Origin of the sequence: Methylomonas sp. EFPC3, from assembly GCF_029643245.1 — a bacterium.
GTDB classification, from domain to species: Bacteria; Pseudomonadota; Gammaproteobacteria; order Methylococcales; family Methylomonadaceae; genus Methylomonas; species Methylomonas koyamae_B.
On record NZ_CP116398.1, the window covers coordinates 3,931,822 to 3,956,582 of the forward strand.

At 54.1% G+C, this 24,761-nt stretch carries 28 protein-coding genes and 1 tRNA gene; 13 read left to right on the forward strand and 16 right to left on the reverse strand.

From position 1 onward, the window contains the following. The 11 genes from flgJ to PL263_RS17850 all read right to left on the reverse strand — a co-directional run bounded on the left by flgJ (position 1) and on the right by PL263_RS17850 (position 9,378). Entirely contained in the window at positions 1-1,053 is a 1,053-nt protein-coding gene (gene flgJ / locus PL263_RS17800; RefSeq protein WP_278210626.1) for a flagellar assembly peptidoglycan hydrolase FlgJ, read from the reverse strand. A gap of 44 nt (positions 1,054-1,097) precedes the next feature. Next, positions 1,098-2,183: a flagellar basal body P-ring protein FlgI gene (locus PL263_RS17805; protein WP_140912473.1), complete on the reverse strand. Its 1,086-nt coding sequence runs from the start codon at positions 2,181-2,183 to the stop codon at positions 1,098-1,100. 18 nt (positions 2,184-2,201) lie between these two features. Then, positions 2,202-2,915, reverse strand: coding sequence for a flagellar basal body L-ring protein FlgH (flgH, locus tag PL263_RS17810; protein ID WP_278210627.1), 714 nt, complete (start codon positions 2,913-2,915; stop codon positions 2,202-2,204). 15 nt (positions 2,916-2,930) lie between these two features. Beyond that, positions 2,931-3,719, reverse strand: coding sequence for a flagellar basal-body rod protein FlgG (flgG, locus tag PL263_RS17815; RefSeq protein WP_140912471.1), 789 nt, complete (start codon positions 3,717-3,719; stop codon positions 2,931-2,933). 51 nt (positions 3,720-3,770) lie between these two features. Then, the gene (gene flgF, locus PL263_RS17820; RefSeq protein ID WP_140912470.1) at positions 3,771-4,514 is read right to left on the reverse strand and encodes a flagellar basal-body rod protein FlgF; all 744 of its coding nucleotides are present in this window, start codon (positions 4,512-4,514) and stop codon (positions 3,771-3,773) included. A 16-nt stretch (positions 4,515-4,530) separates the two neighbouring features. Continuing rightward, a complete protein-coding gene (gene flgE, locus PL263_RS17825; protein ID WP_140912469.1) occupies positions 4,531-5,856 on the reverse strand; it encodes a flagellar hook protein FlgE in 1,326 nt (441 codons plus the stop codon). A gap of 10 nt (positions 5,857-5,866) precedes the next feature. Beyond that, positions 5,867-6,550: a flagellar hook assembly protein FlgD gene (locus tag PL263_RS17830; protein WP_278210630.1), complete on the reverse strand. Its 684-nt coding sequence runs from the start codon at positions 6,548-6,550 to the stop codon at positions 5,867-5,869. 8 nt (positions 6,551-6,558) lie between these two features. After that, entirely contained in the window at positions 6,559-6,975 is a 417-nt protein-coding gene (gene flgC, locus PL263_RS17835; protein ID WP_140912467.1) for a flagellar basal body rod protein FlgC, read from the reverse strand. A 2-nt stretch (positions 6,976-6,977) separates the two neighbouring features. After that, positions 6,978-7,373, reverse strand: a complete 396-nt coding sequence (gene flgB / locus PL263_RS17840; RefSeq protein WP_140912466.1) for a flagellar basal body rod protein FlgB — start codon at positions 7,371-7,373, stop codon at positions 6,978-6,980. A 178-nt stretch (positions 7,374-7,551) separates the two neighbouring features. After that, a complete protein-coding gene (locus tag PL263_RS17845) occupies positions 7,552-8,418 on the reverse strand; it encodes a protein-glutamate O-methyltransferase CheR (protein WP_278210633.1) in 867 nt (288 codons plus the stop codon). Positions 8,419-8,445: 27 nt separating this feature from the next. Next, on the reverse strand, positions 8,446-9,378 hold the full coding sequence (locus tag PL263_RS17850; RefSeq protein WP_140912464.1) for a chemotaxis protein CheV: 933 nt from the start codon (positions 9,376-9,378) through the stop codon (positions 8,446-8,448). Positions 9,379-9,493: 115 nt separating this feature from the next. Between PL263_RS17850 and flgA the strand changes: the two genes are divergently transcribed. The 10 genes from flgA (at position 9,494) to PL263_RS17900 (ending at position 17,714) form a co-directional block, all read left to right on the forward strand. After that, complete coding sequence (gene flgA / locus PL263_RS17855; RefSeq protein ID WP_278210636.1) at positions 9,494-10,183, forward strand: flagellar basal body P-ring formation chaperone FlgA; 690 nt, start codon at positions 9,494-9,496, stop codon at positions 10,181-10,183. A gap of 69 nt (positions 10,184-10,252) precedes the next feature. Beyond that, a complete protein-coding gene (gene flgM, locus PL263_RS17860; RefSeq protein WP_278210638.1) occupies positions 10,253-10,555 on the forward strand; it encodes a flagellar biosynthesis anti-sigma factor FlgM in 303 nt (100 codons plus the stop codon). A 4-nt stretch (positions 10,556-10,559) separates the two neighbouring features. Next, a complete protein-coding gene (locus PL263_RS17865; RefSeq protein WP_278210639.1) occupies positions 10,560-11,054 on the forward strand; it encodes a flagellar protein FlgN in 495 nt (164 codons plus the stop codon). 34 nt (positions 11,055-11,088) lie between these two features. Further along, the gene (locus tag PL263_RS17870; protein ID WP_278210641.1) at positions 11,089-11,868 is read left to right on the forward strand and encodes a flagellar brake protein; all 780 of its coding nucleotides are present in this window, start codon (positions 11,089-11,091) and stop codon (positions 11,866-11,868) included. 39 nt (positions 11,869-11,907) lie between these two features. After that, a tRNA-Arg gene (locus PL263_RS17875) sits at positions 11,908-11,984 on the forward strand. Between the two features lie 333 nt (positions 11,985-12,317). Continuing rightward, a complete protein-coding gene (locus PL263_RS17880; protein ID WP_278210642.1) occupies positions 12,318-12,707 on the forward strand; it encodes a hypothetical protein in 390 nt (129 codons plus the stop codon). A 473-nt stretch (positions 12,708-13,180) separates the two neighbouring features. Continuing rightward, complete coding sequence (locus PL263_RS17885; protein ID WP_278210643.1) at positions 13,181-13,762, forward strand: recombinase family protein; 582 nt, start codon at positions 13,181-13,183, stop codon at positions 13,760-13,762. Positions 13,763-15,453: 1,691 nt separating this feature from the next. Next, complete coding sequence (locus tag PL263_RS17890) at positions 15,454-15,702, forward strand: hypothetical protein (RefSeq protein ID WP_278210645.1); 249 nt, start codon at positions 15,454-15,456, stop codon at positions 15,700-15,702. Between the two features lie 15 nt (positions 15,703-15,717). Next, the gene (locus PL263_RS17895) at positions 15,718-16,737 is read left to right on the forward strand and encodes a hypothetical protein (RefSeq protein WP_278210646.1); all 1,020 of its coding nucleotides are present in this window, start codon (positions 15,718-15,720) and stop codon (positions 16,735-16,737) included. Positions 16,738-17,339: 602 nt separating this feature from the next. Next, on the forward strand, positions 17,340-17,714 hold the full coding sequence (locus tag PL263_RS17900) for a hypothetical protein (RefSeq protein WP_278209332.1): 375 nt from the start codon (positions 17,340-17,342) through the stop codon (positions 17,712-17,714). Here the strand turns inward: PL263_RS17900 and PL263_RS17905 are convergent. The 4 genes from PL263_RS17905 to PL263_RS17920 all read right to left on the reverse strand — a co-directional run bounded on the left by PL263_RS17905 (position 17,711) and on the right by PL263_RS17920 (position 20,161). Beyond that, positions 17,711-18,001, reverse strand: coding sequence for a hypothetical protein (locus tag PL263_RS17905; protein ID WP_278209333.1), 291 nt, complete (start codon positions 17,999-18,001; stop codon positions 17,711-17,713). The two genes, PL263_RS17900 and PL263_RS17905, sit on opposite strands and share 4 nt — an antisense overlap. A 35-nt stretch (positions 18,002-18,036) precedes the next feature. After that, the gene (locus PL263_RS17910) at positions 18,037-18,240 is read right to left on the reverse strand and encodes a hypothetical protein (protein WP_278209334.1); all 204 of its coding nucleotides are present in this window, start codon (positions 18,238-18,240) and stop codon (positions 18,037-18,039) included. A 9-nt stretch (positions 18,241-18,249) separates the two neighbouring features. After that, a complete protein-coding gene (locus PL263_RS17915; protein ID WP_278210647.1) occupies positions 18,250-19,233 on the reverse strand; it encodes a site-specific integrase in 984 nt (327 codons plus the stop codon). A gap of 280 nt (positions 19,234-19,513) precedes the next feature. Then, positions 19,514-20,161 (reverse strand): hypothetical protein, encoded by a 648-nt coding sequence (locus PL263_RS17920; RefSeq protein WP_278210648.1) that lies wholly within the window; start codon positions 20,159-20,161, stop codon positions 19,514-19,516. A 711-nt stretch (positions 20,162-20,872) separates the two neighbouring features. On the opposite strand from PL263_RS17920, the gene PL263_RS17925 reads away from it, so the two are divergent. Then, positions 20,873-21,376 (forward strand): hypothetical protein, encoded by a 504-nt coding sequence (locus tag PL263_RS17925; protein ID WP_140912458.1) that lies wholly within the window; start codon positions 20,873-20,875, stop codon positions 21,374-21,376. Positions 21,377-21,495: 119 nt separating this feature from the next. Further along, complete coding sequence (locus PL263_RS17930; protein WP_278210649.1) at positions 21,496-22,338, forward strand: NAD-dependent epimerase/dehydratase family protein; 843 nt, start codon at positions 21,496-21,498, stop codon at positions 22,336-22,338. Here PL263_RS17930 and PL263_RS17935 read toward each other — a convergent pair. Beyond that, positions 22,314-23,837, reverse strand: coding sequence for a DUF4080 domain-containing protein (locus PL263_RS17935; RefSeq protein ID WP_278210650.1), 1,524 nt, complete (start codon positions 23,835-23,837; stop codon positions 22,314-22,316). The genes PL263_RS17930 and PL263_RS17935 overlap by 25 nt on opposite strands. A gap of 199 nt (positions 23,838-24,036) precedes the next feature. On the opposite strand from PL263_RS17935, the gene PL263_RS17940 reads away from it, so the two are divergent. Beyond that, positions 24,037-24,759 carry a DUF445 domain-containing protein gene (locus PL263_RS17940; RefSeq protein WP_278210651.1) on the forward strand — a complete coding sequence of 241 codons (723 nt, stop codon included), beginning with the start codon at positions 24,037-24,039 and terminating at the stop codon, positions 24,757-24,759. Positions 24,760-24,761 lie beyond the last annotated feature (2 nt).

Here is a 24,761-nt window from a genome sequence, read left to right on the forward strand (position 1 = left end):
CTAGCCCGCGTCGGGTAAAGCCGCCACCCCGGCGGCGCTTTGGTTGTGGTAAATGCTCATCACTTTTTCCGCATAGCGCGGATCGGTGGCATAGCCGGCCTGTTGCAGTTCGCGGATGTATTGGCCGGCATTGCCGGCTTTTTTCAGCGCTTCGCTGTAACGCGGATTGCTTTTGATGAAGTTCACGTAGTCGTCAAAACTTTGTTTGTAAGAACCGTAGGCGCGGAAGCCGGCCATTTCTTTTCGGGCGCTGGCACCATCGAATTCCAGCGTCAAGGCTTTGGTCTGCTTGCCCTGCCAGGACTTGTCGGCTTTGATGTTGAACAGGTTGAAACTGTTCTCGCCGCGGCCGTTTTTAATCACGGCTTGGCCCCAGCCGGTTTCCAGTGCCGCTTGCGCCAGCAACAGATTAGGGTCGACGCCCAGCGCTTTGGCGGCTTCCTGGGCGTGCGGCCGCAATTGGCCGATAAACTCGTCTTTGGAGGACAGTGCGTCGCTGCCGGCGGTTTGTACGGCCCGCAAATCCTGTTCCAGGTGTTGCCAGCGGTCGGCCATCGCATTCTGGCTACGTTCGAGCATCGCCAGACTGCGCTCCAAGCTATCCAGGCCGGAGCTTTCCAAGGGTTCGCCGTCGCTTGTGCCGCCGCCGGAAAGCGTTTGCGGGCGGTCGGGTTGCGTAGCGCTGCCGGTACCTGCGGCCCGGTTCAACACTTCGTTCGTGGCCAGTTTCGGATCTTTTTCGTCTTCCTCAGCAGCTTTCGGCGACAGTTGTTTGGCGATCAAATCAGCGAAGCCTACCCCCGGTTTGCCGGCCAGATGCATGGCCATTTGCTGGTCGTACATATCGCGGTAAAACTGGCTTTGCTGGCTGTCGAGAATGCCGTCGGCCAGTTTGGCGTCGCGCATGCTCTTCATCATCATGCTCAGAAATAGCGATTCGAATTGCTTGGCGACTTCCTTGACGGCGGCGGGCGATTGCTCGCGGGCGCTCTGTTTCAATTTCGCCAGGCTGTTAAAGTCGGTGTATACCGCGGCGCTGTCTGCATTCAACATAAGGAATCCCCCCAAACCGGTTTAAAACAACGTGCCGGTTAGCGTTAAATCACGATCAATTCGGCACGTAACGCGCCGGCCGATTTCAGCGCTTCCAGGATCGCCACCAAGTCGCTGGGGCCGGCGCCGACGCCGTTGACGGCCTGCACGATTTCGTCCAAAGACACGCCGGGATTGAACACGAACATGTGGTTCTTATCTTCCTTGACCTCGACGTTGGATTGCGGAGTCACCACGGTGCTGCCGCCCGACAACGGATTGGGTTGGCTGACTTGCGGATTCTCGCTGATCGTCACCGTCAGGCTGCCGTGCGATACCGCTGCCGGTTGCACCCGCACCTTGCTGTTGATAATGACGGTGCCGGTGCGCGAATTGACGATCACTTTGGCCGGCGCATCGTCCGGTGCCAGTTCGATGTTTTCGATGACCGAGGCGAAGCCGACCCGTTGCGCCGGATTGACCGGGGCGCGGACGCTGATCGAGGTAGCGTCTATGGCTTGCGCGGTATCGGCCCCCAGGGTTTTGTTGATCGAATCGGCCATGCGCTGGGCGGTGGTAAAGTCGGAGGTGTTCAGGTTGAACACCATATCCGGGCTTTGATCGAACGAAGTCGGGACGATGCGTTCCACCGTCGCCCCGCTTGGAATCCGGCCGACCAGCGGATTGTTGACCGTAACTTTGGAACCGTCCTGGCCGCCGGCGCTGAGGCCGCCGACGACCAGATTGCCTTGCGCCATGGCATAGACGTTGCCGTCGGCACCGCGTAACGGACTCATCAATAACGAGCCGCCGCGCAGGCTTTTGGCGTCGCCCATCGACGATACGGTAACGTCGATTTTTTGGCCGGGTTTGGCAAAGGCCGGCAAATCGGCGTGGATGCTGACCAAGGCCACGTTTTTCGATTTTGGGTCGATATCCGGCGGTAAGGTCATGCCCAGTTTGCCCATCATGCTGCGCAAGCTCTGGCCGGTAAACTTGGTTTTGTCGCCGGTTTTGTCCAGGCCGGTCACCAGGCCGTAGCCCACCAACTGGTTGGTACGGACGCCGGCAATGGAGGCGATGTCTTTGATGCGTTCGGCCTGGGCCTGACCGGCACCGAGCAGCAGAAGCAGAAAAATTAAATGTTTCATGATGTTCTCCTGGCCGGATCAGAACGGGAAGATCGGGCTGGACAAAATTCGGGTGATCCAGCCGGGTTTGCTGCTGTCGGCCAGCGCACCGTCGCCGGTGTACATGATGGTGGCGTCGGCCACTTTGCTGGACGGAATGGTGTTGGCAACGTTGATATCGATCGGCCGGACGATGCCGGACAGGCGGACGTATTCGCTGCCGTCGTTCAGGGTCACGCGTTTTTCGCCGCGGACCCGCAGGTTGCCGTTGGGCAGTAAGTCGACAACAGTGACACTGATGTCGCCAGTCAAACGGTTGCTTTGCCGTGCGTCGCCTTTGCCTTCCGACGCCCGGTCCATGCTGTAATCCAGCGACGTTGCCAAATCGTGCCCGAGCAGGGCGGAACTGGCCAGGCCGAAGATGGTCGGCGCGCTGCCGCTGGCTTTGATATCGCTTTTCTTGCTGGCTTTGGAATTGGCCTGCTTGGTGGCGTTGGTATTTTCGTCGAAGGTTACCGTCAGGATATCGCCGACTCGGCGCGCGGCATGGTCTTCGAACAAACGCATGTCGTAACCGGCCTGATAGATGGCGCCGTTGTTTTGTTGCGGCGGCCGCAGATCGGCGGGTTGCACCGGGGCGAAGTCCGGGTCGCGTTTCGGCAGCGTGTCGCAGCCGGCCAGTAGCGACAGTATTGCCGCCAGCAGCAAAAATTTGCCGCCGGCTTGCCGCTGGATGTGGTTACGGTTTTTCATGGCCTTGGTCCTGAATTAGAGTTGTTGCGTGACGAAGGACAGCATCTGGTCGGTCGTGGAAATGGCTTTCGAGTTCATTTCGTAAGCGCGCTGGGTTTCGATCATATTGACCAGTTCTTCGACCACGTTGACGTTGGAAGTCTCCAGTGAGCCCTGAATCATCTGGCCCAGTTCGTTCTCGCCGGGATTGCCGATGATCGGTGCGCCGCTGGCGACGGTTTCGCGAAACAGGTTGTCGCCGATCGGTTCCAGGCCGGCGGTATTGACGAAATCGGCGATCTGGATCTGGCCGATCTGGTTGGCCGCGGCGGCGCCGGGTTGGGTCACCGAAACCGTGCCGTCCTGGCCGATGGTGATGCTGAGGGCGTCCTGCGGGATGGTGATGGCGGGTTCCAGCAGCATGCCGTTGGAGGTCACCAATTGGCCGGTGGAGTCCATCTTGAACGAACCGTCGCGGGTGTAATTGATGTCGCCGTTCGGTTGCAAAATCTGAATGAAGCCGCGGCCGCTGATGGCAATGTCCAGCGAGTTGCCGGTCTGCAAGATATTGCCTTGGGTATGGATTTTCTCGGTAGCGACGGTGCGCACCCCGGTGCCGAGTTGCAGGCCGGTTGGTAATTGGGTGTTCTGGGTCGATTGGGCGCCGGCCTGACGTACGTTTTGGTACATCAGATCGGCGAATATCGGTCTGGCTTTCTTGAAGCCGGTGGTGTTGACGTTGGCCAGGTTATTGGAAATAACCGCCATGCGGGTTTGTTGGGCGTCCAATCCGGACTTTGCGACCCATAGTGCTCGTTCTGTCATGACAGCCTCCTGATCTGACGATTTTTTGTCTTATCAGGAGTAAAGCAGGATTTATGCCACTTGCATTAACTTGGCGGCGGCAGCGGCGTTTTCGTCTATATCTTTCATGACCTTAGATTGCATGTCGAAGCTTCTGGACAGCTCGATCATCTCCACCATCGCCGCCATGGCGTTGACGTTGCTGGATTCCAGCGCGCCTTGGACCAGGGTGACGTTGGCGTCGGCCGGCAGCACGCCGCCTTGCTTCGGGTGCATCAGGCCGTCTTCCAGTTTTTCCAGGTTGGCCAGGTCGGTATTGACCAGCTTGATCCGGTCTACCAGCACGGTATTGGTGGCATTGACGCCTTGCGGCACGATGCTGATGGTGCCGTCCTTGCCGATCTCGACCTTCTGTGCCGGCGGTACCGCGATCGGTTGCCCGGCTTCGCCGAGCACCGACAGGCCGGCGCCGGTTTGCAGCAGGCCTTCCGGCGTCAACCGCAAGTCGCCGGCCCGGGTGTAGGCTTCTTTGCCGTCCTTGCCGGTGACGGCGATCCAGCCCTGGCCTTCCACTGCGACATCGAGTTCGCGGCCGGTATGGTAGATCGAACCGTTCGACAAATCCGTGCCCGGGCGTTCGGCCATCGAGTACACCCGGGCCGGATAGCCCGGGCCGAAGCTGGGCATGGCCCGAAATTGCTCGAAGTCCGACTTGAAGCCGGTGGTTTGTGCGTTCGCCAGATTATTGGCGTTGGCCGATTGCGCCATCAGGGTTTGCTTGGCGCCGTTCATCGCAATGTAAAGGCTACGGTCCATGAGTGGCCTCCTTTAATTATCGAATCTGCAAGATGGTCTGCATGATGCTGTTTTCGGTGGTGATGGTCTGGGCGTTGGCTTGGTAGGCCTGTTGCGCGACGATCAGGTTCACCAGCTGCGCCGACAAATCGACGTTGGAGCTTTCCAAGGCGCCGGCTTGAATCGATCCGAAGTTGTTGGCGCCGGCCTGGCCCGGAATCGGCTCGCCGGAATTGGCGCTTTGGCCCCAGGAGGTGTCGCCCAGTTTCGCCAACCCGTTGTTGTTGGCGAAACGCGTCAACGCGACTTTACCCATGGTTTGCGAGCCGCCGTTGCTGAAGCGGGCAAATATCACGCCTTCGTCGTCGATGTCGATACCGGTCAGACGCCCCGCCGGTAAACCATTCTGCGTCATGCCGTTGACGCTGAACTTTTGCTGAACCTGGGTGGTGCCGAAGAAGTTCATAGTGTCGATTTTTATGTCGGCGGCTCCGGTTGGCGGATTGATCACGTAGCTGGACAAGCCGAATTTGCCGTCCAACGGGGTGATCAGTTTGCCGCCGGAATCGAATGTCAATTTAGCCGATTCCGGGGTGGTGCCGCCTAACGGGCCAGATGTTACCGGTACCGCGGTTTTGGTATTTGGGGTGGCGGGTTCGCTCATGTAGTGATAGACCAGCCATTCCGAAGTACCGGTGGTCGGCGCCGTGGACGGGTCGAGTTTGACGAAGTAGGTGGTCAAGATATGTGGGGAACCCAGCGTGTCGTAGACCGTGGTCGAGGTTTGCGAGTTATAGGTGTTGCTGTCGTCCGGGTCGAAGGGCAGTGTGCTGGGCGTGAAGTCGTCTTGCGCATCCAAATTTAACTGGATGGCTACCTTATCGGTCGCTGACGGTAAGCCGGTTAGAGTATTGATTTGTACCGGCGTGGTGACCCCGGTACTGAAACCGTCTTCGACTTTAGTGGTATTGGGGCGATAAACCAGTAATGCCTTGCCTTGGTTGTTGACCAGATAGCCTTCCTTGTTCAATTTGAATTCGCCGGCGCGGGTATACGACAGGTCGTTGGTTTCGGTCGGGCTTTTCGCCAGCGTGAAGAAACCCTCGCCGCTGATCGCCAAATCCAGGTTGTTGTCGGTGAATTGTAAATTGCCCTGGTTGAATTGCTGGGCGACGTTGGCGACTTTGACGCCGGCACCGGGGGTAATGCTGCTGACGCCGCCCAAGCTGGCGGCGTAGACGTCGGCGAATTCGGAACGCGACTTTTTGAAGCCGACGGTATTGGAGTTGGCAATGTTGTTGCCGGTCACCGCCAGATTGTTGGATGCGGCGTTCAAGCCGCTGAGGGCTGTGGTAAATGGCATGTCGTTTCTCCTACAGTATCTGTTTGATTTGGCTGAATTTAACTGGGCCCAGGCCGTCCAGGTTGACTTGCATGGCCGTGTTGCCGTTGGCCATGGTTACGCTTTTCACCAAGGACTTGATGTTGGTTGGCAATACGGTGTTTTTGCCCTCCAAGTAGGCATATGCCTGAATCTTGTAAACGCCGGGGTCGGCCAGATTTCCGGCCTTGTCCTTCCCGTCCCATTCGAAACGGGTTGTGCCGGCGGATTCGGCGCCGAGATCGATTTCGCGGATGGTTGCTCCGGTTTCCGGGTCGATGATTTTGACGCCGACATTCGGCGAACTGGCCGGCATTTCGAAATCGCCGGAGACGCTGCCGCCGGCGCCGAGTAAGGCTCTTTCGCTTGGTGCCGACACGTAACGGCCGACCAGTCCGGATGCTTGCAAGGCCTGATTGGAACTGATCGAGCCGGCGAATTCCTTGAAAGAGGCCTGCAGGTCCTGGATGCCGGAGACGGTGCTGAACTGGGCCATCTGGCCCAGGAATTCGCCGTTGTCCATCGGTTTCAACGGATCCTGGTGTGTCATCTGTGTGGTCAGCAATTTCAGAAACTGGTCTTGGCCCAGCGTTTGTTTTTGGCTGTTGGCCGACGAGGACGAGTTGGTCGTGGCCAGGCCGAGGTTGTTAAATGTGTCGATAGCGCTTGTGCTCATGGTTCACCTCAGCGGCCCATTTTCAGGGTTTGTAAAATCAGATTTTTCGCGGTGTTCAATACCTCGACGTTGTTTTGGTACGAGCGCGATGCGGACATCATGTTGGCCATTTCCTCGACGGTGTTGACGTTGGGTTTGTAGATGTAGCCGGTGGCGTCGGCCATGGGGTGGTTGGGGTTGTATTCCATGATCGGCGGGGCCTGGTTTTCGACGACGCCCAACACATTGACGCCGCTGGCGGTGTTGTTTTTATCCATGATGTTCTTTAATTCGGCGGCAAACACCGGCTGCCGCGATTTGTAGACCTGATCGATGCTGCTGCTGACGCTGTTGGCATTGGACATGTTGCTGGCTACCAGATTCAGGCGCAGGTTCTCGGCATTCATGCCGCTGCCGGCGACGTCGAATATGCGTAAGGAAGTCATGGCTATTCTCCTTTGATTGCGGTCATCAAACCCAGGAAATCGTCGTTGATGAAGCGCAGGCTGGCTTCGTATTGCACGGCGTTTTCGGCATATTTGGCTTGTTCGATATGGGTTTCGACGGTATTGCCGTCGAGCGAGGCATGCTGCGGGTTGCGGTACAACAGGTCGGCGCCGAGGACATTGTGCTGTCCGGCCAGATGGCCGCTGTGGCTGCGCTTCAGCTCGCCACCGCCGTCGCTAAGCGTTTGTTGGAATACGGCTTTGAAATCGAGGTCGCGGGCCTTGTAGTCCGGCGTATCGGCATTGGCCAGGTTAGACGCCAGTATTTCTCCGCGTTTCTCGCGAAGCATCAGGGCTTGCGGGTGTATACCCAAAGCGTTGTTGAAGTTGATTGCCATGATTGCCACCTTGCTGGTTTTTTTAATAAAATAGCAGTAAGCGTGCCTGAAAAAAAAATTATTTAATTTTCAGTTGGGTGGCGGCGATGAGGGGCTATTTTGGCGTCAAAATCCAGTGTTGGGCTGCGGGCGGCAAAAACTTGCCGGTTGCCGGAGCCGTCAAGAAGTCGGCGCCGTATCAGTCCGGTTTTCGGAAATAAGTGGCAAGTCCGGAACGGACCAATTCGTATGTGCCGATCCCGGTCGGCATGGCTTCGGTGCTGCTCAGAAACAAATAGCCGCCCGGCTCCAGGCTGTCGGCCATTCGCGTCAAAATGTCGCGCTTGATGGTGTCGGAAAAATAAATCAGTACGTTGCGGCAAAAAATGATGTCGAACCGGCCTAGAGCGGTGAAGGATTTCAAGAGATTGAACTGCTGAAACCGAACTTGGCGGGTTACATCGTCGTTTAACAGATAACCGTCGTAACTTTTCTGGAAATATCTGGCTTTAGCCGCTTCGTCTATGCCCCGGGACAGTGCGGCGTCGGAATAACAGGCGCGCTTGGCGTCTTCGAGAATCGCTTCGGAAATGTCGGTGCCGATAATTTGCAGCGTCCGGTTTTTGCCGCTTGCGCGCAATGCGTCCAAGCCGCAGATGCTGATGGAATAGGGTTCCTGGCCGGACGAACAGGCTGCCGACCAGATGCGGATACTGCCGTTTTTTTGTGCCAGGAGTTGAGGCAGTACGGTGTCGCGCAATTCGGCGAATTGGCGTTCGTCGCGAAACCAGAAGGTTTCGTTGGTGGTCATCGCATCGATTACGGCGCTTCTCAGTTTTTGGGCGGAGAATGCGTTGGATTGCAGGGCCGTCGCCAGGCCGGGGAAGCCGGACAGTTCGAACTTGGCCAACAAGGGTTGCAACCGGCTTTTGACCAGATATTGTTTGTTGTCGCCGAGTTCGATACCGCAGTTTTGGCTGAGAAACTGTTGAATGGTTTGGTAGTCGGCCGGCGATATACTGCCGGCGAAGTCCAGTGAGTTTTCGGTGCCCGCCGAGGTCAACATGTGGGGTGAAAATCCGAGCTGTCCTGCTCAGGAATGCTCGGCGTGGCTGACTCTTAGTTGGGCTTGAATAGCTTGCATCAGCGAATCCGGCTCGAACTTGGCTAGAAACTCGTTGGCTCCAACTTTTTGGACCATGGCAGTATTGAATACACCGCTTAACGACGTGTGCAGGATCACGTAGATGTGCTTCATGTTCGGGTCGGCTTTGATTTTGGTTGCCAGTGTGTAGCCATCCATTCGCGGCATTTCCACGTCGGAAATAATCAGGGAGTATCGGTCTTCGATTTTAGTGCCTTCGGCAATCAGAGCGCACAAGTGTTCCCAGGCTTCCTGCCCGTCTTTGAGTGTGGTGCATTCGACGCCGATCTGTTCGCAAACCCGTTTGACCTGGTTTCTGGCTACCGAGGAATCGTCGACGACCAGAATGTGGTCGTTTTGGCTCATTACGTTCTGGTCTATGGACTCCGCCGACGCTTCTTCCCGGCCGCCTATCACTTCCTTCATGACTTTTTCCACGTCGATGACTTCGATCAGCTCGCCTTCGACTTCGGTGACCGCCGTTAGATAGCTTTCTTTGCCGGTGCCGGTGGGTGGGGCTTTGACTTGTTCCCAGCCGATATTAATGATCCGGTCTACCGAGCCGACCAAGAAGCCTTGGATGGAACGGTTGTATTCAGTAACGATCACGTAGCAACCCGCGTCACGCTGCAGTGGGCGCATGCCGATGGCCATGGATAAATCCAAGACCGGTATGGTTTTACCGCGCAAATGGGCTACGCCGCATATCACCGAATGCGAGTTTGGGATTTGGGTCAAAGGGGGGCATTGAATGACTTCCTGGACTTTGAACACGTTTATCCCAAAACGCTGGCGGCTGACCAGTTTGAATAAAAGCAGTTCGAATCGGTTATGCCCAGCCAGTTTGGTTCGTTGATCGACTCCGTCTAAGATTCCGGCCATATGTCCCCCTGAATAACGTTCGCCTAAGTATAGCGGCATTGTTACGGTTTACTTGAAATTTGCTGGTACGTTTTATGCAGAAAGCTTCGGGTAAGTCAAAAAAATGGCGATTAATATGAACAAGCTAAAGCTAGCCCTGGTTTTGATGTTGGTGTCCGCAACTGCGTGGGGAGGCTCGACCCAGTCCGGGCAACAGATTCAGGATGCAATTAACCAATTTGTCAGGTCGACATTGGAAGCTGGGGGGAAATACGAGATTAATCTGACGCCACTCGATCCGCGTCTGCAATTGCCCGTCTGCGAACAAGCATTGCAAGTGTTTGCTCAAACCGGCGAAATCAAACCCGGGCGTAACACCGTCGGCGTCCGTTGCTACGGCGACAAGGGCTGGACGATATACAGCACCGTGTTGTTGAAGTCATTTAAAGACGTGCTGGTGTTGAATAAGTCTATGCAGCGAAACGACATTATTCGGGCGGAACATTTGACTTTGGAGACCCGCGATGCCGGCATGTTACCGCAGGGATACCTCGCCGACATGAGCGATGTATTGGATAAGCAGGCAGCCCGCAACATCCCTGCCGGTAGCGTTTTGAATCGGCAGCATGTAGCGGACCCTACAGTGGTTCGCCGCGGCGAACGAGTCAATATCGAGTCCAGTAAGGCGGGCGTCGTGATCAGCGCGATGGGAGCAGCGCTGGGCGACGGCGCGAAAGGGCAGAAAATCAGCGTGCGGAACCTGTCCTCCAATCGCGTGATTCAAGCCGTCGTGGTGAATGCCGGCCAGGTTTCGGTTAATTTTTAAAATGTTGCTAAAGGAATTTACTATGATGCCGCTAACTGCTTTAGATAAAACTCACCTGGGAATTTCGCCATGGCTATCGAATCAATCAGCGGCAAGCCTGTCACCACTTCAATACCCGCAAAAGCCGGGGTTAAAGATGCGGCCGAGCCTAAACAACGGACCGAGACCAGCGCCGTTACCGACACTGTCGAGATCACCGCCACCGCCCAAGATATCAAAACGGCTGCTGCCGGCGTTTCGGCGCCACTGGTCAATGAAGACCGCGTAGCGGCGATTAAAGCGGCTATTCAGGCTGGCAGCTACCAAGTCAACGCAGAGCGCGTGGCGGAAAAGATGCTGCAGTTCGATCAACAGTTACCCGACAGTACATGACTTTATGATAGAGAAAACATACCCGATCACTGAAAAACTGCTCGCCAACGGATTAAGAGCGGCCCAAAATTTGTTTGAGTTGTTAACCATCGAGTCCGATAAACTCAAGCAGAAAATCGATCCGGAAGCGATAGCCTCCATCGCGGCCGGTAAAAGAGACTTGGTGGCGCAGTTGGAGCAATTTACCAAACAGTTGGGCCAAGTTTTAGCAACCGAGCAGTTGACCGTCGGTAGTGACGGCATCAAAAAATATCTGGCCAAAGCCGGCGCTGCCGGTATCCATGTCGATGGCACTTGGACCAGTTGGGGCGATCTCGCCAAGTTATCTGAAAATTGCCGAGCGCTGAACGAGCAAAACGGTGCCAGTATCGCGTTGCTAAGCCGGCATACCCAGCGTTCTTTGCAAATACTGCGCGGCAAATCGCCGCTTGCGGCCACTTACGGACCGGATGGCGTAACCCGTAACGAGCTGTTTTCGCATACTTTAATTTCAGTGTAGACTGAGCGCCGAATTACTTTACGGGCCGCTCGCCATGCTGAGTAAGTTGAAGCATCTTTTTTCCAAAGCCAGCGCATCCACGCCTGAAGTTGATGACGATTTATTGGCTTTTGAAAATCCCAATTTCATTACCGATCCCGATAAAATCGCCCGCCTGCTCGGAGAAATCGAAAGCAGTTCGCCGTTGTGTACGATTCAAATAGAAGGTTTTGCAGAAGATTTCAGCTCGTCGGTCTTGAGCATCAAGTTGGACAAAAACGCCATCATTTTGGACGAATTGATGCCCCAGCACGGCAACGATTTGTTGCTGCGTTCCCGGGCGCTGAAGTTATCGACCTTTCACAAAGGGATACATTTGTCCTTCCATTTGGCCAATATCGAGGTCGGCCATTCCAAAGGCATCAACTACTACAAGGCACCCCTGCCGGATCGAGTGTTTTATCCGCAACGCCGACGTTCGCCGCGACTGGAAATCAGCGCCATAGATATCCCTTTTAGCGGTGTGGTTCAGCGTACCGGGATATCGATCGGCGGTTACCTGTTCGATCTTTCGAGAGGTGGGGCCGGTGTCAGCGTACCCGTCAACAGAGCGCGGGTGCAGCGCGGCGATGTGATCAAAAATTGCCAGCTTACTTTCGACGATTACGTGATGGATTTCGAATTTGCCGTCCGCTTTGTAAAGCCGGTTTCCGCGACGTCTCCCAAAGTGCAAATCGGCGGAATTTTCGAAGGGCTTTCCGCGAGAAGCCAATCGAAACTATCCTATTTCATCACATCGCTCGAACGGGTCGAGATTCGAAAACAGAAAGCCTGAGCCGCTTGCTATGGTAAAATGCGCCTGATTAATCACTTAGTCCCGGTAGCTCAGTAGGATAGAGCGGTCCCCTCCTAAGGGACAGGTCGTACGTTCGAATCGTATCCGGGACGCCACTCTTTTTTAGATAAATCAGGTGTTTAGCCTAAATAACACCCTAAGAGAAAACCTTAGGTTGACACTCTGTCCTTCTCAAAAAGGACAAAATTAGGACAAGTAATTTCTTACTTGCCGTTCTCAGGGTACACCAAAAACCGCTCACCTGACCATATCTTTTTTGCTGTCCTTTTTAATGCGCTAAATCGTGCATTATCCGCAATGCACACACCAACCAAGTAGTAACCCTCGAAGACGCCAAGGTCCTAAAAGGCCAACGTGCTTGGGGAAAGATCAAGGCAACAGCACAGGAACAGAGGGAACTCTGGAGGGACATCGGGGAGGCTCTTCTAGTGGGCAGGAGGTTACATAAGAGTGACAAACTGTTCGGCCAGTGGATCAAGGAGAAGGGGTTCGGTGATATGGATAGGAGGGAGCGGGCTGACGCAATGTGGTTAGCCCAGATACTGTCCTCGCCGGGGACAGTAGACTTCCCAGAAAGCCAATCAGACCCATCACATCTCCGTACTTGGTACAACGAGAACGCCAAGGTCCAGCAACTCCCAGAGGAACTCCAAGACCTCACCATAGAGTCCCGCCCATCCATTGAGTTAGACCAAAGATCAGCCGAGCGAATCGCCAAGGTAATCAACCGGGCGAAGGCTGGAGGCGAGGGAAGTGAGATCGCAAAGAAGCACGTTGAGAGTATCGCAAAGAAGCATGGGGGCTTACCTTGGAGGTAAACCTCGATACCATGTGGCTTGCTGAGCTACGTCCCGTAATAATTACCGAACTCGATAAGGACATCACCCGTATTGATGCCATGTGGTGGGCGGCGTCTTACAACGATTGTAAGATGGCACCCCTTTTGTTTTTGTCACAAAAATGTCTTACCTGTTCTGACTGACGATGACTGGCCGATACCCCCCGTGGGGGTGGCCGATGGGTCTCCGTTTGTAATCGAGTGGGCTCAATACTCAGGAGAACAGGTGGGAGGCAATGGGGTAGCCGGGGTAGCAACCTGATTGACTGAGAGCCGATTTCTGGGCTCTGAGCTACCGCCATTTTTGGCGTTTGACATTACCCAGAAATGGGTAGTGGTATCTCATATCTTACAACTTAAAAGACATATTCTATCCGGCCTCTTGACTCGTCTAAAAAGTCGTCTCATAATTGATTCCATCAAATCTTTAGAACAAGTGAGACGGTGGTTTATATGTCAATCAAGATCGGTTACGCCCGAGTAAGCACCACAGGCCAAAGCCTGGAGACACAGTTAGCAGCACTCCAGGCGGCAGGTTGTACCAAGATTTATCAGGAGAAGTTATCCGGTAAGAGCACCAGCAACCGGGAGCAATATCAGGCTGCACTGGATTACATCCGAGAGGGCGATGTTCTGATTGTTACCAAGCTGGACAGGTTGGCCCGTTCGATTAGTGACCTATGGGAAACCGTGAGAGCTATCGAGCAAAAAGGCGCGGCTCTTAAAGTTCTCGATCAGCCGCTTATCGATACCACCACCAAAGAAGGTAAGTTAGTTATGACCATGTTCGGCTATGTCGCTGAGACTGAGCGTAGCCTAATCCTTGAGCGCACCCAAGAAGGTCGAGAGAAAGCCAAAGCGGCAGGCGTTAAGTTCGGCAGGAAGGAAACCATCACACCGGAGATTGCCCAAGCGGCTCTGGAAGCCTTCAAGGCTGGCAATGAGTCTTCAGCCGTGATTGCCAAGCGGCATGGCCTCAGCCGTGCATCACTGTACCGACTTGCCAAAGAGGCAGGGATTAAACGGGAGAATTGAGAATATAGTTCTCTCGGTCGAATCCTGGAGCGAATCACTCTGGGCAATGGGATCGCCTAGGGTACTGAGCGATTGAGCCAAGGATATACGATTTTAACTATAAACTGAATCGGCACCTCCAGGGAGAGAGACCACGCCCAAGGATATACCGTCAGTTCCCGTTATGCGGATACGACAGTAGCACCCACAGGATCACATAACGTGCCCTGACGTGCCGGTACCAAAGATTATTATCAACTTAGTAATAACTATTGATGATGATAGCTATAGATTCACCGTTGGAGTTCATACGGGGACACTATAGGAGCAACTCAAGCCAACCGTATGTTTACCAACGGAATAACCTTGAGGGGGACGGGGGAGCCTTTAAGGATAAACATCGGCTGTATGCTACTTGAGAGCCTTTTGGGGTTGCCAATAGCCCGCCTAAAAGTTCACTCATGGGGTTATTTATCGGGATGGGATAGGCTGGGTTTCATGCACCTTCATGCCTGTGAGTGAACTTTTAGGCGGGCTCCCATCGGCCCAGGTTTCACCCCATCTGTTGATGTACCTTAGTTTCACCCCAAGAGGCAGCACATAGTTGCCCCTATTGATCCCCCTAGAGTTTTTTCGACAAGAGGCAGCACATGGTTTTTTCGCCGATAGATGCCTCTTGAGCGCCTTTGCGCCCTCAATTTCTTCCATCAACCCAATACTGCACCCATGAAAACGTGAAAGTAAATAGTACCAATGCGGTCTCTATTACCTTCAGGGTAGACCCGCTAACCAAAGCCAAGATGGACTGGATCAATGCCCAATATCCAGAGTTCACCTGTTCGGGCTCCATGATGATCCGTCGAGCCTTATCGCACTACCAGAGCTACTTAGAAACTCTCCTCCCCGATCCCGAGTTGTTACGCCTGGAGGGGTACCAACTGAAAGCCGCAGCAACCGGAGAGGGTATCCCCTGGAGAACTCAGCCCGATTTCACCAGGAAACCCGGCAAGCCTCTCAGTGAGTACCTGAAGGAGACAGGCCAACGGAGAATCAACAAGCTACTCACCACAGACCCCGACTGGAGGCTTAGGCAATGATGCGTACCCATCCAGGTACCAAACCCAAGGTCTACCACAAAGACCTCACAAAGAATGACCTTAATCAACTGATTATCGAGATAAGGCACGGCGATGGAATTATCACCCCCAGGGCAATCGCCTCAAGGTGGGGTATTTCCCAGGCCTCAGCCGCTCGCTTAATCATGATCCACAATCACCCGGAGTAAACAATTATGGCAACGAGAGAATGCCCACAAGAAGGAACCACCTATTCGGAAGGTACTGAGGTACCCATCAGCCGGCAAGAGGGAATTATTGACGCACTAAAGGACAACATCAGGGGGGGTTATAGGCCGCCTGATTTTGAAGTCGCATTTCGATACAACGTTTCTGGCCCTATGGCTCGTTCGCTACTGGCTCGAGCCAAAGCAAAGGCCGGCAAATAAGCCCATGACGGCCCCAGAATACCCACCAGAAGGGACGGATATTCCCCTAGATTGGCAAGCAGCCACCATCCACCAGCTCAGGGAATACCGAAAGGTTCACTATACGATGCCGGTAGAGGAAGTAGCCCGAGTCTACCAAGTACCGCTCACTTTAGCCGTCACCCTTCTTGAAAAATCCGCCCTTCCACCAACCCAATAATTTCACCCAATGGCATACCCAATATACACCGTACAACTTGCCGGCTTTACTGCCGGTGGTATCCCATCCAATGGCACTGGCTTGATCGCCGCCAAAACCATCACGATCTATGACGATGGCGCTATCGGCTTCACCAATGCCGCCGGCCAGCCCAAGAAGATGGCAGATAATCCCGAGTTCAACGCCTTGTTAGTGCAACTCATTCAAGGAGCTAATGCTCCCGGCAACTTAAACGCTAAGAAATTTCACCAAGCCTAACCAGGATCAACGTAAATGAGCAACGATAATTCAGCCGTATCAACCGATAATATCTCCGTTAGATTCTCCGGCGGTGTCCATCATGTGCAAGTCGGTAGCATGGCAGACGGCCAAAGCACCCCGACTGGCACCTTGACGAGCCCAGCCGTTCAAGTCACTGACACAGTTCACTCCATCCAATTCGGTGGCGCTAATCCAGGGTTCTCCTCTCAAGGCTTGAGCCAGTTCAATACCTCTGACTTTGCACGGGATACCGGCAGCCCCTTGAGTACCGCCCGCAATAACGGCTTTCCTGCCGGTGGCGACTTAAGGCTTGATTCTGTTATCAAGGCAGGGGGTACCGAATTAACCATCGAAAACGCCATGAACATGGGTTGGGTCCGCCAAGCCGCCAACGGTTTCGAGTGGATAGGCCCAGGCAGCCACCCAGAAGTTAAAAAAAATCCCGATAGCTCCCAGATAAGCCCAGCACAGAACACCCAGGAGCCGCCGACCGATCAACGGGAAGAGTCTCAGCAGAAGTTGCCGGAAGGTGTCGAGCCGTTCACTCCTGAAGTAGAGGCCCAAGTGGCCCAGGCCATCAGCGGCATACCTCAGCCCATGATTAGCGAGGCTGTGGTTCATGTACTGGAGCACGGCCCCGAGAGTTTGAACTATGACCAGCTCGCCAGCCTAACCGGCCTGTCTGCGGCTGAGGTACAACAACGGGCCGCCTCTGTGATTGGGGCCTTTACCGCTCAGGCGGACAGTATTGCCAAGTCGATGGGCATACAGGAACCCCAAGAGCTCTGGAACTGGCTGCACACTAACCGAGGGGATGCCATGAAGAGAGCCCAAAGAGACATGGCGTTTAACCGGGATACCCGGATGCTCCGCCAGCTTATCCAGCATGCAAAGGACTCGCTCGGCCCCGATGAGGGCTCCCTCAAAGCCGCTGGCTATCAAACCCACGTTAACGACTATGGTGAACTATTGGTCAACATCAACGGTGCCTGGACGCTCGCCAGTGTCGCCCAGAAGATGCGCCTAATCTGAGGATTTAACTCAGGCAACTAAAAACCAGGGTGAACCCGTAGGAGCCCCACCAAGGCTCAGGGTTCGCCCTTTTCTTTCCAGCATTTAATCCACTCACAAGCAGTTCAATCAATGGCAATCTCACCACGCCAAGCCATCGCCAACCATTGCAAGGGTTGTATTTACGACCCGAAAGCGGGCGGTACTTGGAGGCAACAAACGGAAGGCTGCACGGTCACAACCTGTGAACTCTATAGCTTCCGCCCGATCACCTCAAAAACCAAGCAAACCCTCAAGCAAACCCTCGCGACCCTAGGCAACCCCTTGGCGGTCCCCGTTTTGTCTGCGGATTTAGTCGCCTGAGTTAAATCCATGACAAGGCCAGCGGATAGAATGATGTGGTTCTGGTCGGAACTCAGCAACCGACTACAGGACTTCAAGAATAACCCCAACGATGAAAAAACCAGATTACTCCTGGAGATAATGGCCCAGTATCGCGAGGCCGCCGATAGGGGCTTAGTCGGTATCCAGCCCACAGGCTCCACCGATGGTAGCGGGGTAGTTCTCCAGCATGCCGACAATTACCCGGTTATCAACGCCTATGACTGGTACCGGGGCCACTCATGAGTAAGCGCACTACCGTGAAGCTTCTCACCTTCAACTTGGGCGGTACCCAGATCAGAGGGATACTTCAAGGCCAAGAGGCTTGGCTATTGGTCGGCGATATTGCCAAGGCTTTTGGCAGTACCCCTCCCAGCCATTACTCAATATTGGCAGGGATGGACAAGGCCTTAATATGGATAGATACCCCGAGAGGCCCGAGGGAGGCTCTGGTGGTTAACCAAGAGTCCCTCATTGCGTGGGCCTATCGGAGCCGGAAGGCTGCAGCGGGCAACCTGAGGAAGTGGCTTGCCGATCAGATCAAACCGGGCTTACTCCAGAGCATCACCTTTAATTCAGTAGAGGGTGGGCTGATTGTCGGCAAGGTGGGGGCTTAGGCTAGCTCACCAACAACATCAGTCCGTCTGGCACGTTGGGCGGCCATGTCGGTGTAGTGAAAAGAAAACCGATGCCAATGGAAGCTAACCTCTCGGGGGCCATGCACTGTTCTTTGTAACTGTAGGTCTGTCCCCTTAGGGTGAACCTCAAGGTAAAACTCATGATTCCCCAGGAACAGCACCTTAGTGGTAGTGTCGAGCATAAGAGGCACCTCCCCAGAGTCGTTGATCGAAGGGATTGCGCCAAAGCCAAAAGCGATAGATTTACGTGTAATTTCGATATACATAGTTAGGTTTCCTTTAGTGAGATATTGAAAGTTGATTAATGCGTTGTATCAGTTGGGCCAAGGTCTTTGGTTAGTACCGTGGTGAAAGCCTCCAGCCCCTTACCATCCCGCCGCCATTCAACGGTATAAACTACTGCCGCATGGGGAGGGATGTCTTTAAGTTTGGCGTCGGCAGAGTCACGGTAGTCAGTGCCCAGATAATGCCAACCATCATCGAGAAAATGCCTAGATGTTGTCATAATGCCCCCTCAGCCAAGCCTTAGCGCCAAGTCACTGGCCTTAAGGTGGGTGTATCGCTTGAGCATGGATAAGGTCTTATGCCCGGTAATGGCTGAGACCTCCATTGTGTTGAGCCCCTTCTCAAATAATCTTGAGGTGGCCTCATGGCGTAAGTCGTGAAACCGTAGGTCTTTGAGGTTGGCCCGCTTACAGGCACGGCTGAAGGCTTGGGACACTGAGTCGGGCTTGGTGGTGAATACCGGCCCTTCAGTTTTAACGCCTACACTGTTGAGCACCTCCAAGGCTCTGGAGGATAACGGTACCTCCCGAGAATCACCGTTCTTGGTATCCGGGAGGAATACAACACGCTTGGCGGTGTCGATGTTCTCCCAGGTCATACCCAGGAGCTCAGATCGACGCATGCCGGTTTCGACGGCAAGCTGTACTATCTGGCGAACTTCTTGGGTGTCCTGGAGGTTGGACAGGAGTAAGGCCAGTTCACCCGATTTAAGCCGCCGATCCCGCCCTTTCATTGCTGAAGGCTTGCGGATTAACTGGACAGGATTAACGGTAAGCGGGTAATTCCACTCCTTGATTATTATCGAGAAGATATGGGATAGATTATTGAGCTCTCGAATAACCGTACCCGGTGCTTTGCCTTCCTTAAGTCTTGAATCCCGATAGGCGGCTATGTGTCGGCTCTGAATATCCGACAGTACCAAATTACCGAGAGCACCCTTGAGCTGCTTTAAGCGCCTAAGTTCTGATAGGTGGCATTTTTTGGTTGGTGAGACTTCAACTTGGTACCGGTCAATCAGTTCACCCAGGGTAGCTCTATCGGTTTCAACTGGAGCGGGTGCCGAGAAGCTCCCCCGATCAATCTCCGCCTCAATCTGCCGAGCCCAGACTTTAGCCTCCGTTTTGGTACGGAAAGACTTGGTTAAGTCTGGGTGGCCTACCCGTTGTATCCGGGCCTGCCAAGAGCCGCTTTCACGCTTTCGAAATGTAGCCATTTGTTCTCCTAAAAAATATAGTAAAAGGACAAAAGGCCAACTTTAGGGGTTACTCCTGGGGGTGCTTTCTTAGGTTGTTTTGACTTATCAATCAATTACATGGCTGATTTTGTGCCGGTCCTTATCCCCTCCTAAGGGACAGGTCGTACGTTCGAATCGTATCCGGGACGCCATGAATCTGATCCTGATTTTATTGAAATCGCGGCGTCAGTCGCAGGTTTGAGCACACATAAAAAAGCCGGCAAGCAGCCGGCTTTTTTGTTTCTTGCGGTAGGTTTGGTTAGGCGGATGGGCTGTTTTTGCGCTTCCAACCCAGGACGCCTACTACGCCGCTGAGAAACAGCCATGTCGCTGTTGGCAACGGTACCACGGTCGGAATAATTGGCGATACGCTTAAGCTGCCGGTATAGGTGCCCCCGTTCGACAAGCCTTTGATAGAAAGCTGGTAATTGCCGGCCCCTAAAACGGGTATGTTGTTCAACGAAATCAAGTTAAACGTGGTCAATAGTTCCTGGTAAAACGGCGGAACATTTGGGAAAGGCAAATTAACCAAGGTCGGAGTCGATGCAACCGAAAACGACGTCAACGAACCGGTGGCTATGACTGCCGAAGTGGCGTCGAGCAATTCCACGCTGGCGCTAGAGATACCGTTAGTGCTGGTTACAGTAGCGTTGCTGAAATCGGTCGTCAGACTAACCAATGTTTGGACGTTTTGAAAACTTACTGCCCCTGATAAATTGTAGGCATCGTAAACATCGTCAATCACAAAGTCGTAGATTTTACTGAACGGACCTACACCTACGGTATTGTCGATCACCGTCGCAGCGGCCGGTGTAAGTAGGGTAGACGCTGCCGCCTCAGGCAAATAGCCCGCGCCGGTCAGTGCCAGACAGCCCGTCAAAAGATAACTTATTTTGTTTTGTTTCATAGTCGATTCTCGCGAGAGTAAATTTGTGCCAAGGCCTCTGAACCATTCTTTAGCCGGCATCAGACAAAAGTGCAGCCGCTCATAACAGCGGGTCTGGTTCAAGCATCAAAGTGCGATCTGCCACATCGATAAGTTAGGAGGCGGGCGAGTCGCTCCCATACAGGCGCCGTCCCTTTCCTGTCCCCCATGCTCCGAAGGGTAAACGTCATTTCCTGGTGCGGTTGTTCGCAGGTGTTTTTACCCGTCTGTCGGCCTTTTTGTCTGGACAGAATTATAGACAGCAAGTGTGGGGAAATTCGTAAGTTGATGAACTTTAATCGAATCTTAATTTGTTACTAATCAATGGTCCGGAAATAAGGGATAGAATCTTTTACATGGTTTTTGTGGGGTGAATGTCGTGGCCACCGCTCAGCGGATCAGCAGTCATGCGTTGGCTTCGCGGCAATGTATGCGTTGCAGTCTGGTTGTACTTTACGTTCAAGAACGACGGGTGCTAACTGGCGTATGACCATTCCCTGTCGGATTAATTTGAGCGTTAGGCTCTGCAAAGGTTTGGCGAGGCGGTTCAACAATTTGGAAGTGTCCAAATTCCGATCGGCCTCCGCGCAAGAACTCTTTGAACACCTGTCTTCGGCAATGTTGTAGACAGGCGGGCTAGAGTAAGTTGGCCGAGGACGGCCGTTTGTTAACGTAAATGTACGGAGAAAATCAATGAAAATGATTTCATATTTTAGGCTTTGGCTTGCCGTTTGCCTGTTTGCAGTGTCGACTGCAAGCTCGGCCGGCATTATCTGGGAATCGACGGATGGAGATATCAATTTCTTGTCCGTCGGATTTTCGTCACCGTTTCCGACTGGCGATACTTTTGGCATCTTCTCGGCTACTGCCGATTTGTCGAGTGCGGCACCGTTATACACTTTTTCGGGCGTCGGTAACTTTGCCACATCAAGCCCGTTCAAATTGGGTTTGCTGACTGTCAGTGGCTGGGTCAGCGAGAGTGCTAATTCCAATCTAGCTGGTAACACTTATTTGCTGAGTTTTGCTAAACCGGGTATCAGCAATACGCTAAGCCTGCTGTATGGCTTCGATATCAAACCGGCCGCTGACCAAGATCCGGTGTCTGGTGTGCCTCTACCTGCTTCAATCTGGTTTATGACCAGTGCGTTGCTGGGTTTCCTGTATGTGGGACGCAATAAATCTAATCTGGTCGCTTGATTTTTCTCCGGATCAAACAGTCTTGTTTGATCCGGCATTTTGATCTAATTAACCCGGTGTTTATTTATACCGCGCAATATCAGCGATAATCCGAGCTTTATTCTCCTGTAGGTGAGTCGGTGGCAAGGGTTCTGATTGTTGGATGCGGTAAGATTGGTTTTGGTTTGGCTACAGCATTGAGCTGTAGCGGTCATTCCGTGACTGGGTTAAAACGCACGCCCTTGGCGGTTCCGCCACCATTTCCGCTACGGTTAAGCGATATTACGCGGCCGTTATCGTCAGCCTCAATTCCTACCGACTATGAGTTGGTCGTGTTTGTCGTATCCGCGGACAGTCGGCAGCATGAGCAATATCAAGCGCTTTATGAAACCGGTCTTCACAATGTCTTGCATCATTTTGCCGATGTCGGTGCGACGCCTTCCTTTCTTATGGTTTCTTCCACCAGCGTTTACGGCCAAAACGGCGGGGAATGGGTCGACGAAGCCAGTCCGACGCAACCGGCCAGCGCAACTGCTGAGTGGTTGGTAAAAGCCGAGCAGCGCTTGTGGCAGGCCGGAGAGCGTAACTGTGTGGTCAGATTTTCCGGCATATACGGCCCCGGTCGCGACTGGCTGTTGAGGCGGGCGGCCGCCGGAGAGGCGATCCAGCGCGATCCGCCCAGCTACACCAATCGCATCCATCAGGACGATTGCGTCGCGGTGCTGTTGTTTCTGATTGGCAAAATGCTGGATGGAACCAAACTCGACCCGTGTTATGTGGCCAGCGACAACGATCCGGCGCCGTTGTGGGACGTCATGACCTGGATCGCGGCGCAATTCGGCTATCCGCCGCCGCAGGCTTTGCCGTCGGCGACAGGCGTGCCGCAAAACAAGCGCTGCAATAATGCCCGGCTCAATGCCTTGGGCTATCGCTGGCTCTATCCGAGTTACAAGGACGGTTATTTGCCGCCGTATTCCGCTTGAATCGATTGCCTTTGTCGCTTGTTGGCAGTGACGGTTTTCGCCGTCGGCGATACTGTTGCGGTGGCGAGAAAGTTGGGTACACCCTTCTCGCCGCTGAGCCTGAAGTCTTCGCGCAGGCAAGCCAGCGCGCTAGTTCGATCTAGCTGCATAGGGCCAATCATCACCTGGTAGGTCAGTTCGAACAAACGCTTCAACGCTATTTGCCAGGTGCTGCCGCTCAGCGCATAAAGGTGTTCGCTGAATTGCATGAACCGGGCAAACGGCCGGTCGCCTAAAATTAGCGGCAAGGTGTGAGCGAAGCGGCCGGAGTTGCCGATCAAATCCCAGAAGCGGGCAAAGCGGCCGACACCTTGCATCTCGGCGAAACTGAATGTGCTACTGCTGAGCAAGGCGTAAGGCGGATTCGGATCGTAACGTAAATCGAACGCTTGGGTGTGGCGGTTGATCGGCGCGCCGCGCAGCCGTTTCAGAATGCCGACCTGGATTTCCTGCGGCTGCAAGGCCACCAACGCATCGAAGCTGTTACCGAAATTTGCCAGCGTGTCGCCGGGCAGGCCGGCGATCAGATCGGCGTGAATGTGGGCGTGTGAATGCTGCCGGAGCCAAGCCAGATTGGCTTTGGTTTTCTCGTTATCCTGCCTGCGGCTGATTAACTGTTGCACGGCCGGATCGAAACTTTGTACGCCGATTTCGAATTGCAACACCCCTGGCGGAAAGCGGGCAATGGTGGCCTGCAAGCGCTCCGGTAGATTGTCCGGGATGACTTCGAAATGCAAATAAAGGTCGCTGCTCAGCCGTTCCAGAAAAAACTCCAGAATCGCCACGCTGGTATCGGTCTTCAAATTGAAAGTGCGGTCGATGAATTTAAAATTGCGGGCGCCGCGGCGATGCAATTCAGCCATGCTGGTTAAAAAAGCTTCCAGCGCAAACGGCTTCGCGGTCAGGTCGAGCGAGGACAGGCAGAACTCGCATTTGAACGGGCAGCCGCGCGAGGCCTCGACATAAACGATGCGCTGGCGGATATCGGTATCGCTGTAATAAGGGTAGGGCGATGCCAGGTTTTGCAAGGCCACGGTTTGGCCGGCGATGATTTTGGCCGGCGGCTCGTTGCCGGCCAGCAATTGGCGGCATAAGTCCGGGAAACTGACTTCGCCGTAGCCGGTGACGATGTAATCCGCCAACTCCGCCCAGGCCGGTAAGTCGGGCGGATGGCTGACTTCCGGACCGCCCACTACCAAAACGATCTGCGGTGCGACCTGCTTCAAAATCGCCGCAATCGCGCCGACTTCCGCCACATTCCAGATATAGACGCCAAACCCGATAATTCGCGGCTGCTGCGCCAGCAATTTTTCGACGATTTCCAGCGGGCGTTGCTGAATGCCGAATTCGAGTAGCGCCGTGCGTACCTGCAATTCGCCCATATTGGCGTAAAGGTAGCGCAAGCCGAACGCGCTGTGGATGTAACGGGCGTTCAGAGTGGTGATGACGATATCGGGCATGTTCGGTCGGGTTTACTGGTCTGTAGCTGGGCGGGTTGCGAGCATAACATCGATTGTCGGGCACGATAAACCGTAACCGGGTGCGGTTGCCGCTTGAAATATTCCGCATCGACTGCCATTAAGTGGGGGCCGGAGCCTATGCCGGCCTGATAAAATGCCAGCGGGACTTGTCCCCAATTCGAACCCAGTTTGTATCGTCATGAAAAAATTACTGAATCAAAGTTTCTTAACCAATTTCATCTCTTTGTTGATTATCGCTGCCGGCTACCTCAGCCCTTATTACGCGGAGACCTTGAAGGCCATCGGCTTCTTTGCGTTTTCCGGCGCGATTACCAACTGGCTGGCAATCCACATGCTGTTCGAGAAAGTGCCGTTTTTGTACGGTTCCGGCATCATTCCGGCCCGGTTCGAGGAGTTTAAAGCCTCGATCAAGGCCTTGATGATGGAGCAATTTTTTACCGTGGAAAATATCGAGCAATTCATCGAAACCGAAGAACGGCAGGGCGGCAGCATTCTGAATGTGGAACCGCTGCTGGGGGCGGTCGACTACGACAAGGTGTACGAAGGCCTGGTCAGCTCGATCATGGCTTCGTCGTTCGGCGGGATGTTGCTGATGATGGGCGGCGAGCAGGCCCTACTGCCGCTGAAGGAACCGTTTTGCGAAAAAATGCAGCACACGCTGCGAGAGATGGTCGATTCGGATACTTTCAAGGCAGCGCTGCAAAACGGCCTCAACGCCCACAAAATCGGCCAAGACCTGACCGGCAAAATCGAAGCGGTGATCGACAAACGTCTGGCCGAGTTGACGCCGCAGCTGGTGAAAGAAATGGTGCAATCCATCATCAAAAAGCACCTGGGCTGGCTGGTGGTTTGGGGCGGAGTATTCGGCGGCCTGCTGGGCGCGTTGTTCGGGTTTGCCTGAGC

Coding starts and splice junctions, on each gene's coding strand:
- flgJ (WP_278210626.1), bottom strand. CDS start 1,053: ATGTTGAATGCAGACAGCGCCGCGGTATACACCGACTTTAACAGCCTG.
- PL263_RS17805 (WP_140912473.1), bottom strand. CDS start 2,183: ATGAAACATTTAATTTTTCTGCTTCTGCTGCTCGGTGCCGGTCAGGCC.
- flgH (WP_278210627.1), bottom strand. CDS start 2,915: ATGAAAAACCGTAACCACATCCAGCGGCAAGCCGGCGGCAAATTTTTG.
- flgG (WP_140912471.1), bottom strand. CDS start 3,719: ATGACAGAACGAGCACTATGGGTCGCAAAGTCCGGATTGGACGCCCAA.
- flgF (WP_140912470.1), bottom strand. CDS start 4,514: ATGGACCGTAGCCTTTACATTGCGATGAACGGCGCCAAGCAAACCCTG.
- flgE (WP_140912469.1), bottom strand. CDS start 5,856: ATGCCATTTACCACAGCCCTCAGCGGCTTGAACGCCGCATCCAACAAT.
- PL263_RS17830 (WP_278210630.1), bottom strand. CDS start 6,550: ATGAGCACAAGCGCTATCGACACATTTAACAACCTCGGCCTGGCCACG.
- flgC (WP_140912467.1), bottom strand. CDS start 6,975: ATGACTTCCTTACGCATATTCGACGTCGCCGGCAGCGGCATGAATGCC.
- flgB (WP_140912466.1), bottom strand. CDS start 7,373: ATGGCAATCAACTTCAACAACGCTTTGGGTATACACCCGCAAGCCCTG.
- PL263_RS17845 (WP_278210633.1), bottom strand. CDS start 8,418: ATGTTGACCTCGGCGGGCACCGAAAACTCACTGGACTTCGCCGGCAGT.
- PL263_RS17850 (WP_140912464.1), bottom strand. CDS start 9,378: ATGGCCGGAATCTTAGACGGAGTCGATCAACGAACCAAACTGGCTGGG.
- flgA (WP_278210636.1), top strand. CDS start 9,494: ATGAACAAGCTAAAGCTAGCCCTGGTTTTGATGTTGGTGTCCGCAACT.
- flgM (WP_278210638.1), top strand. CDS start 10,253: ATGGCTATCGAATCAATCAGCGGCAAGCCTGTCACCACTTCAATACCC.
- PL263_RS17865 (WP_278210639.1), top strand. CDS start 10,560: ATGATAGAGAAAACATACCCGATCACTGAAAAACTGCTCGCCAACGGA.
- PL263_RS17870 (WP_278210641.1), top strand. CDS start 11,089: ATGCTGAGTAAGTTGAAGCATCTTTTTTCCAAAGCCAGCGCATCCACG.
- PL263_RS17885 (WP_278210643.1), top strand. CDS start 13,181: ATGTCAATCAAGATCGGTTACGCCCGAGTAAGCACCACAGGCCAAAGC.
- PL263_RS17890 (WP_278210645.1), top strand. CDS start 15,454: ATGGCATACCCAATATACACCGTACAACTTGCCGGCTTTACTGCCGGT.
- PL263_RS17895 (WP_278210646.1), top strand. CDS start 15,718: ATGAGCAACGATAATTCAGCCGTATCAACCGATAATATCTCCGTTAGA.
- PL263_RS17900 (WP_278209332.1), top strand. CDS start 17,340: ATGAGTAAGCGCACTACCGTGAAGCTTCTCACCTTCAACTTGGGCGGT.
- PL263_RS17905 (WP_278209333.1), bottom strand. CDS start 18,001: ATGTATATCGAAATTACACGTAAATCTATCGCTTTTGGCTTTGGCGCA.
- PL263_RS17910 (WP_278209334.1), bottom strand. CDS start 18,240: ATGACAACATCTAGGCATTTTCTCGATGATGGTTGGCATTATCTGGGC.
- PL263_RS17915 (WP_278210647.1), bottom strand. CDS start 19,233: ATGGCTACATTTCGAAAGCGTGAAAGCGGCTCTTGGCAGGCCCGGATA.
- PL263_RS17920 (WP_278210648.1), bottom strand. CDS start 20,161: ATGAAACAAAACAAAATAAGTTATCTTTTGACGGGCTGTCTGGCACTG.
- PL263_RS17925 (WP_140912458.1), top strand. CDS start 20,873: ATGAAAATGATTTCATATTTTAGGCTTTGGCTTGCCGTTTGCCTGTTT.
- PL263_RS17935 (WP_278210650.1), bottom strand. CDS start 23,837: ATGCCCGATATCGTCATCACCACTCTGAACGCCCGTTACATCCACAGC.
- PL263_RS17940 (WP_278210651.1), top strand. CDS start 24,037: ATGAAAAAATTACTGAATCAAAGTTTCTTAACCAATTTCATCTCTTTG.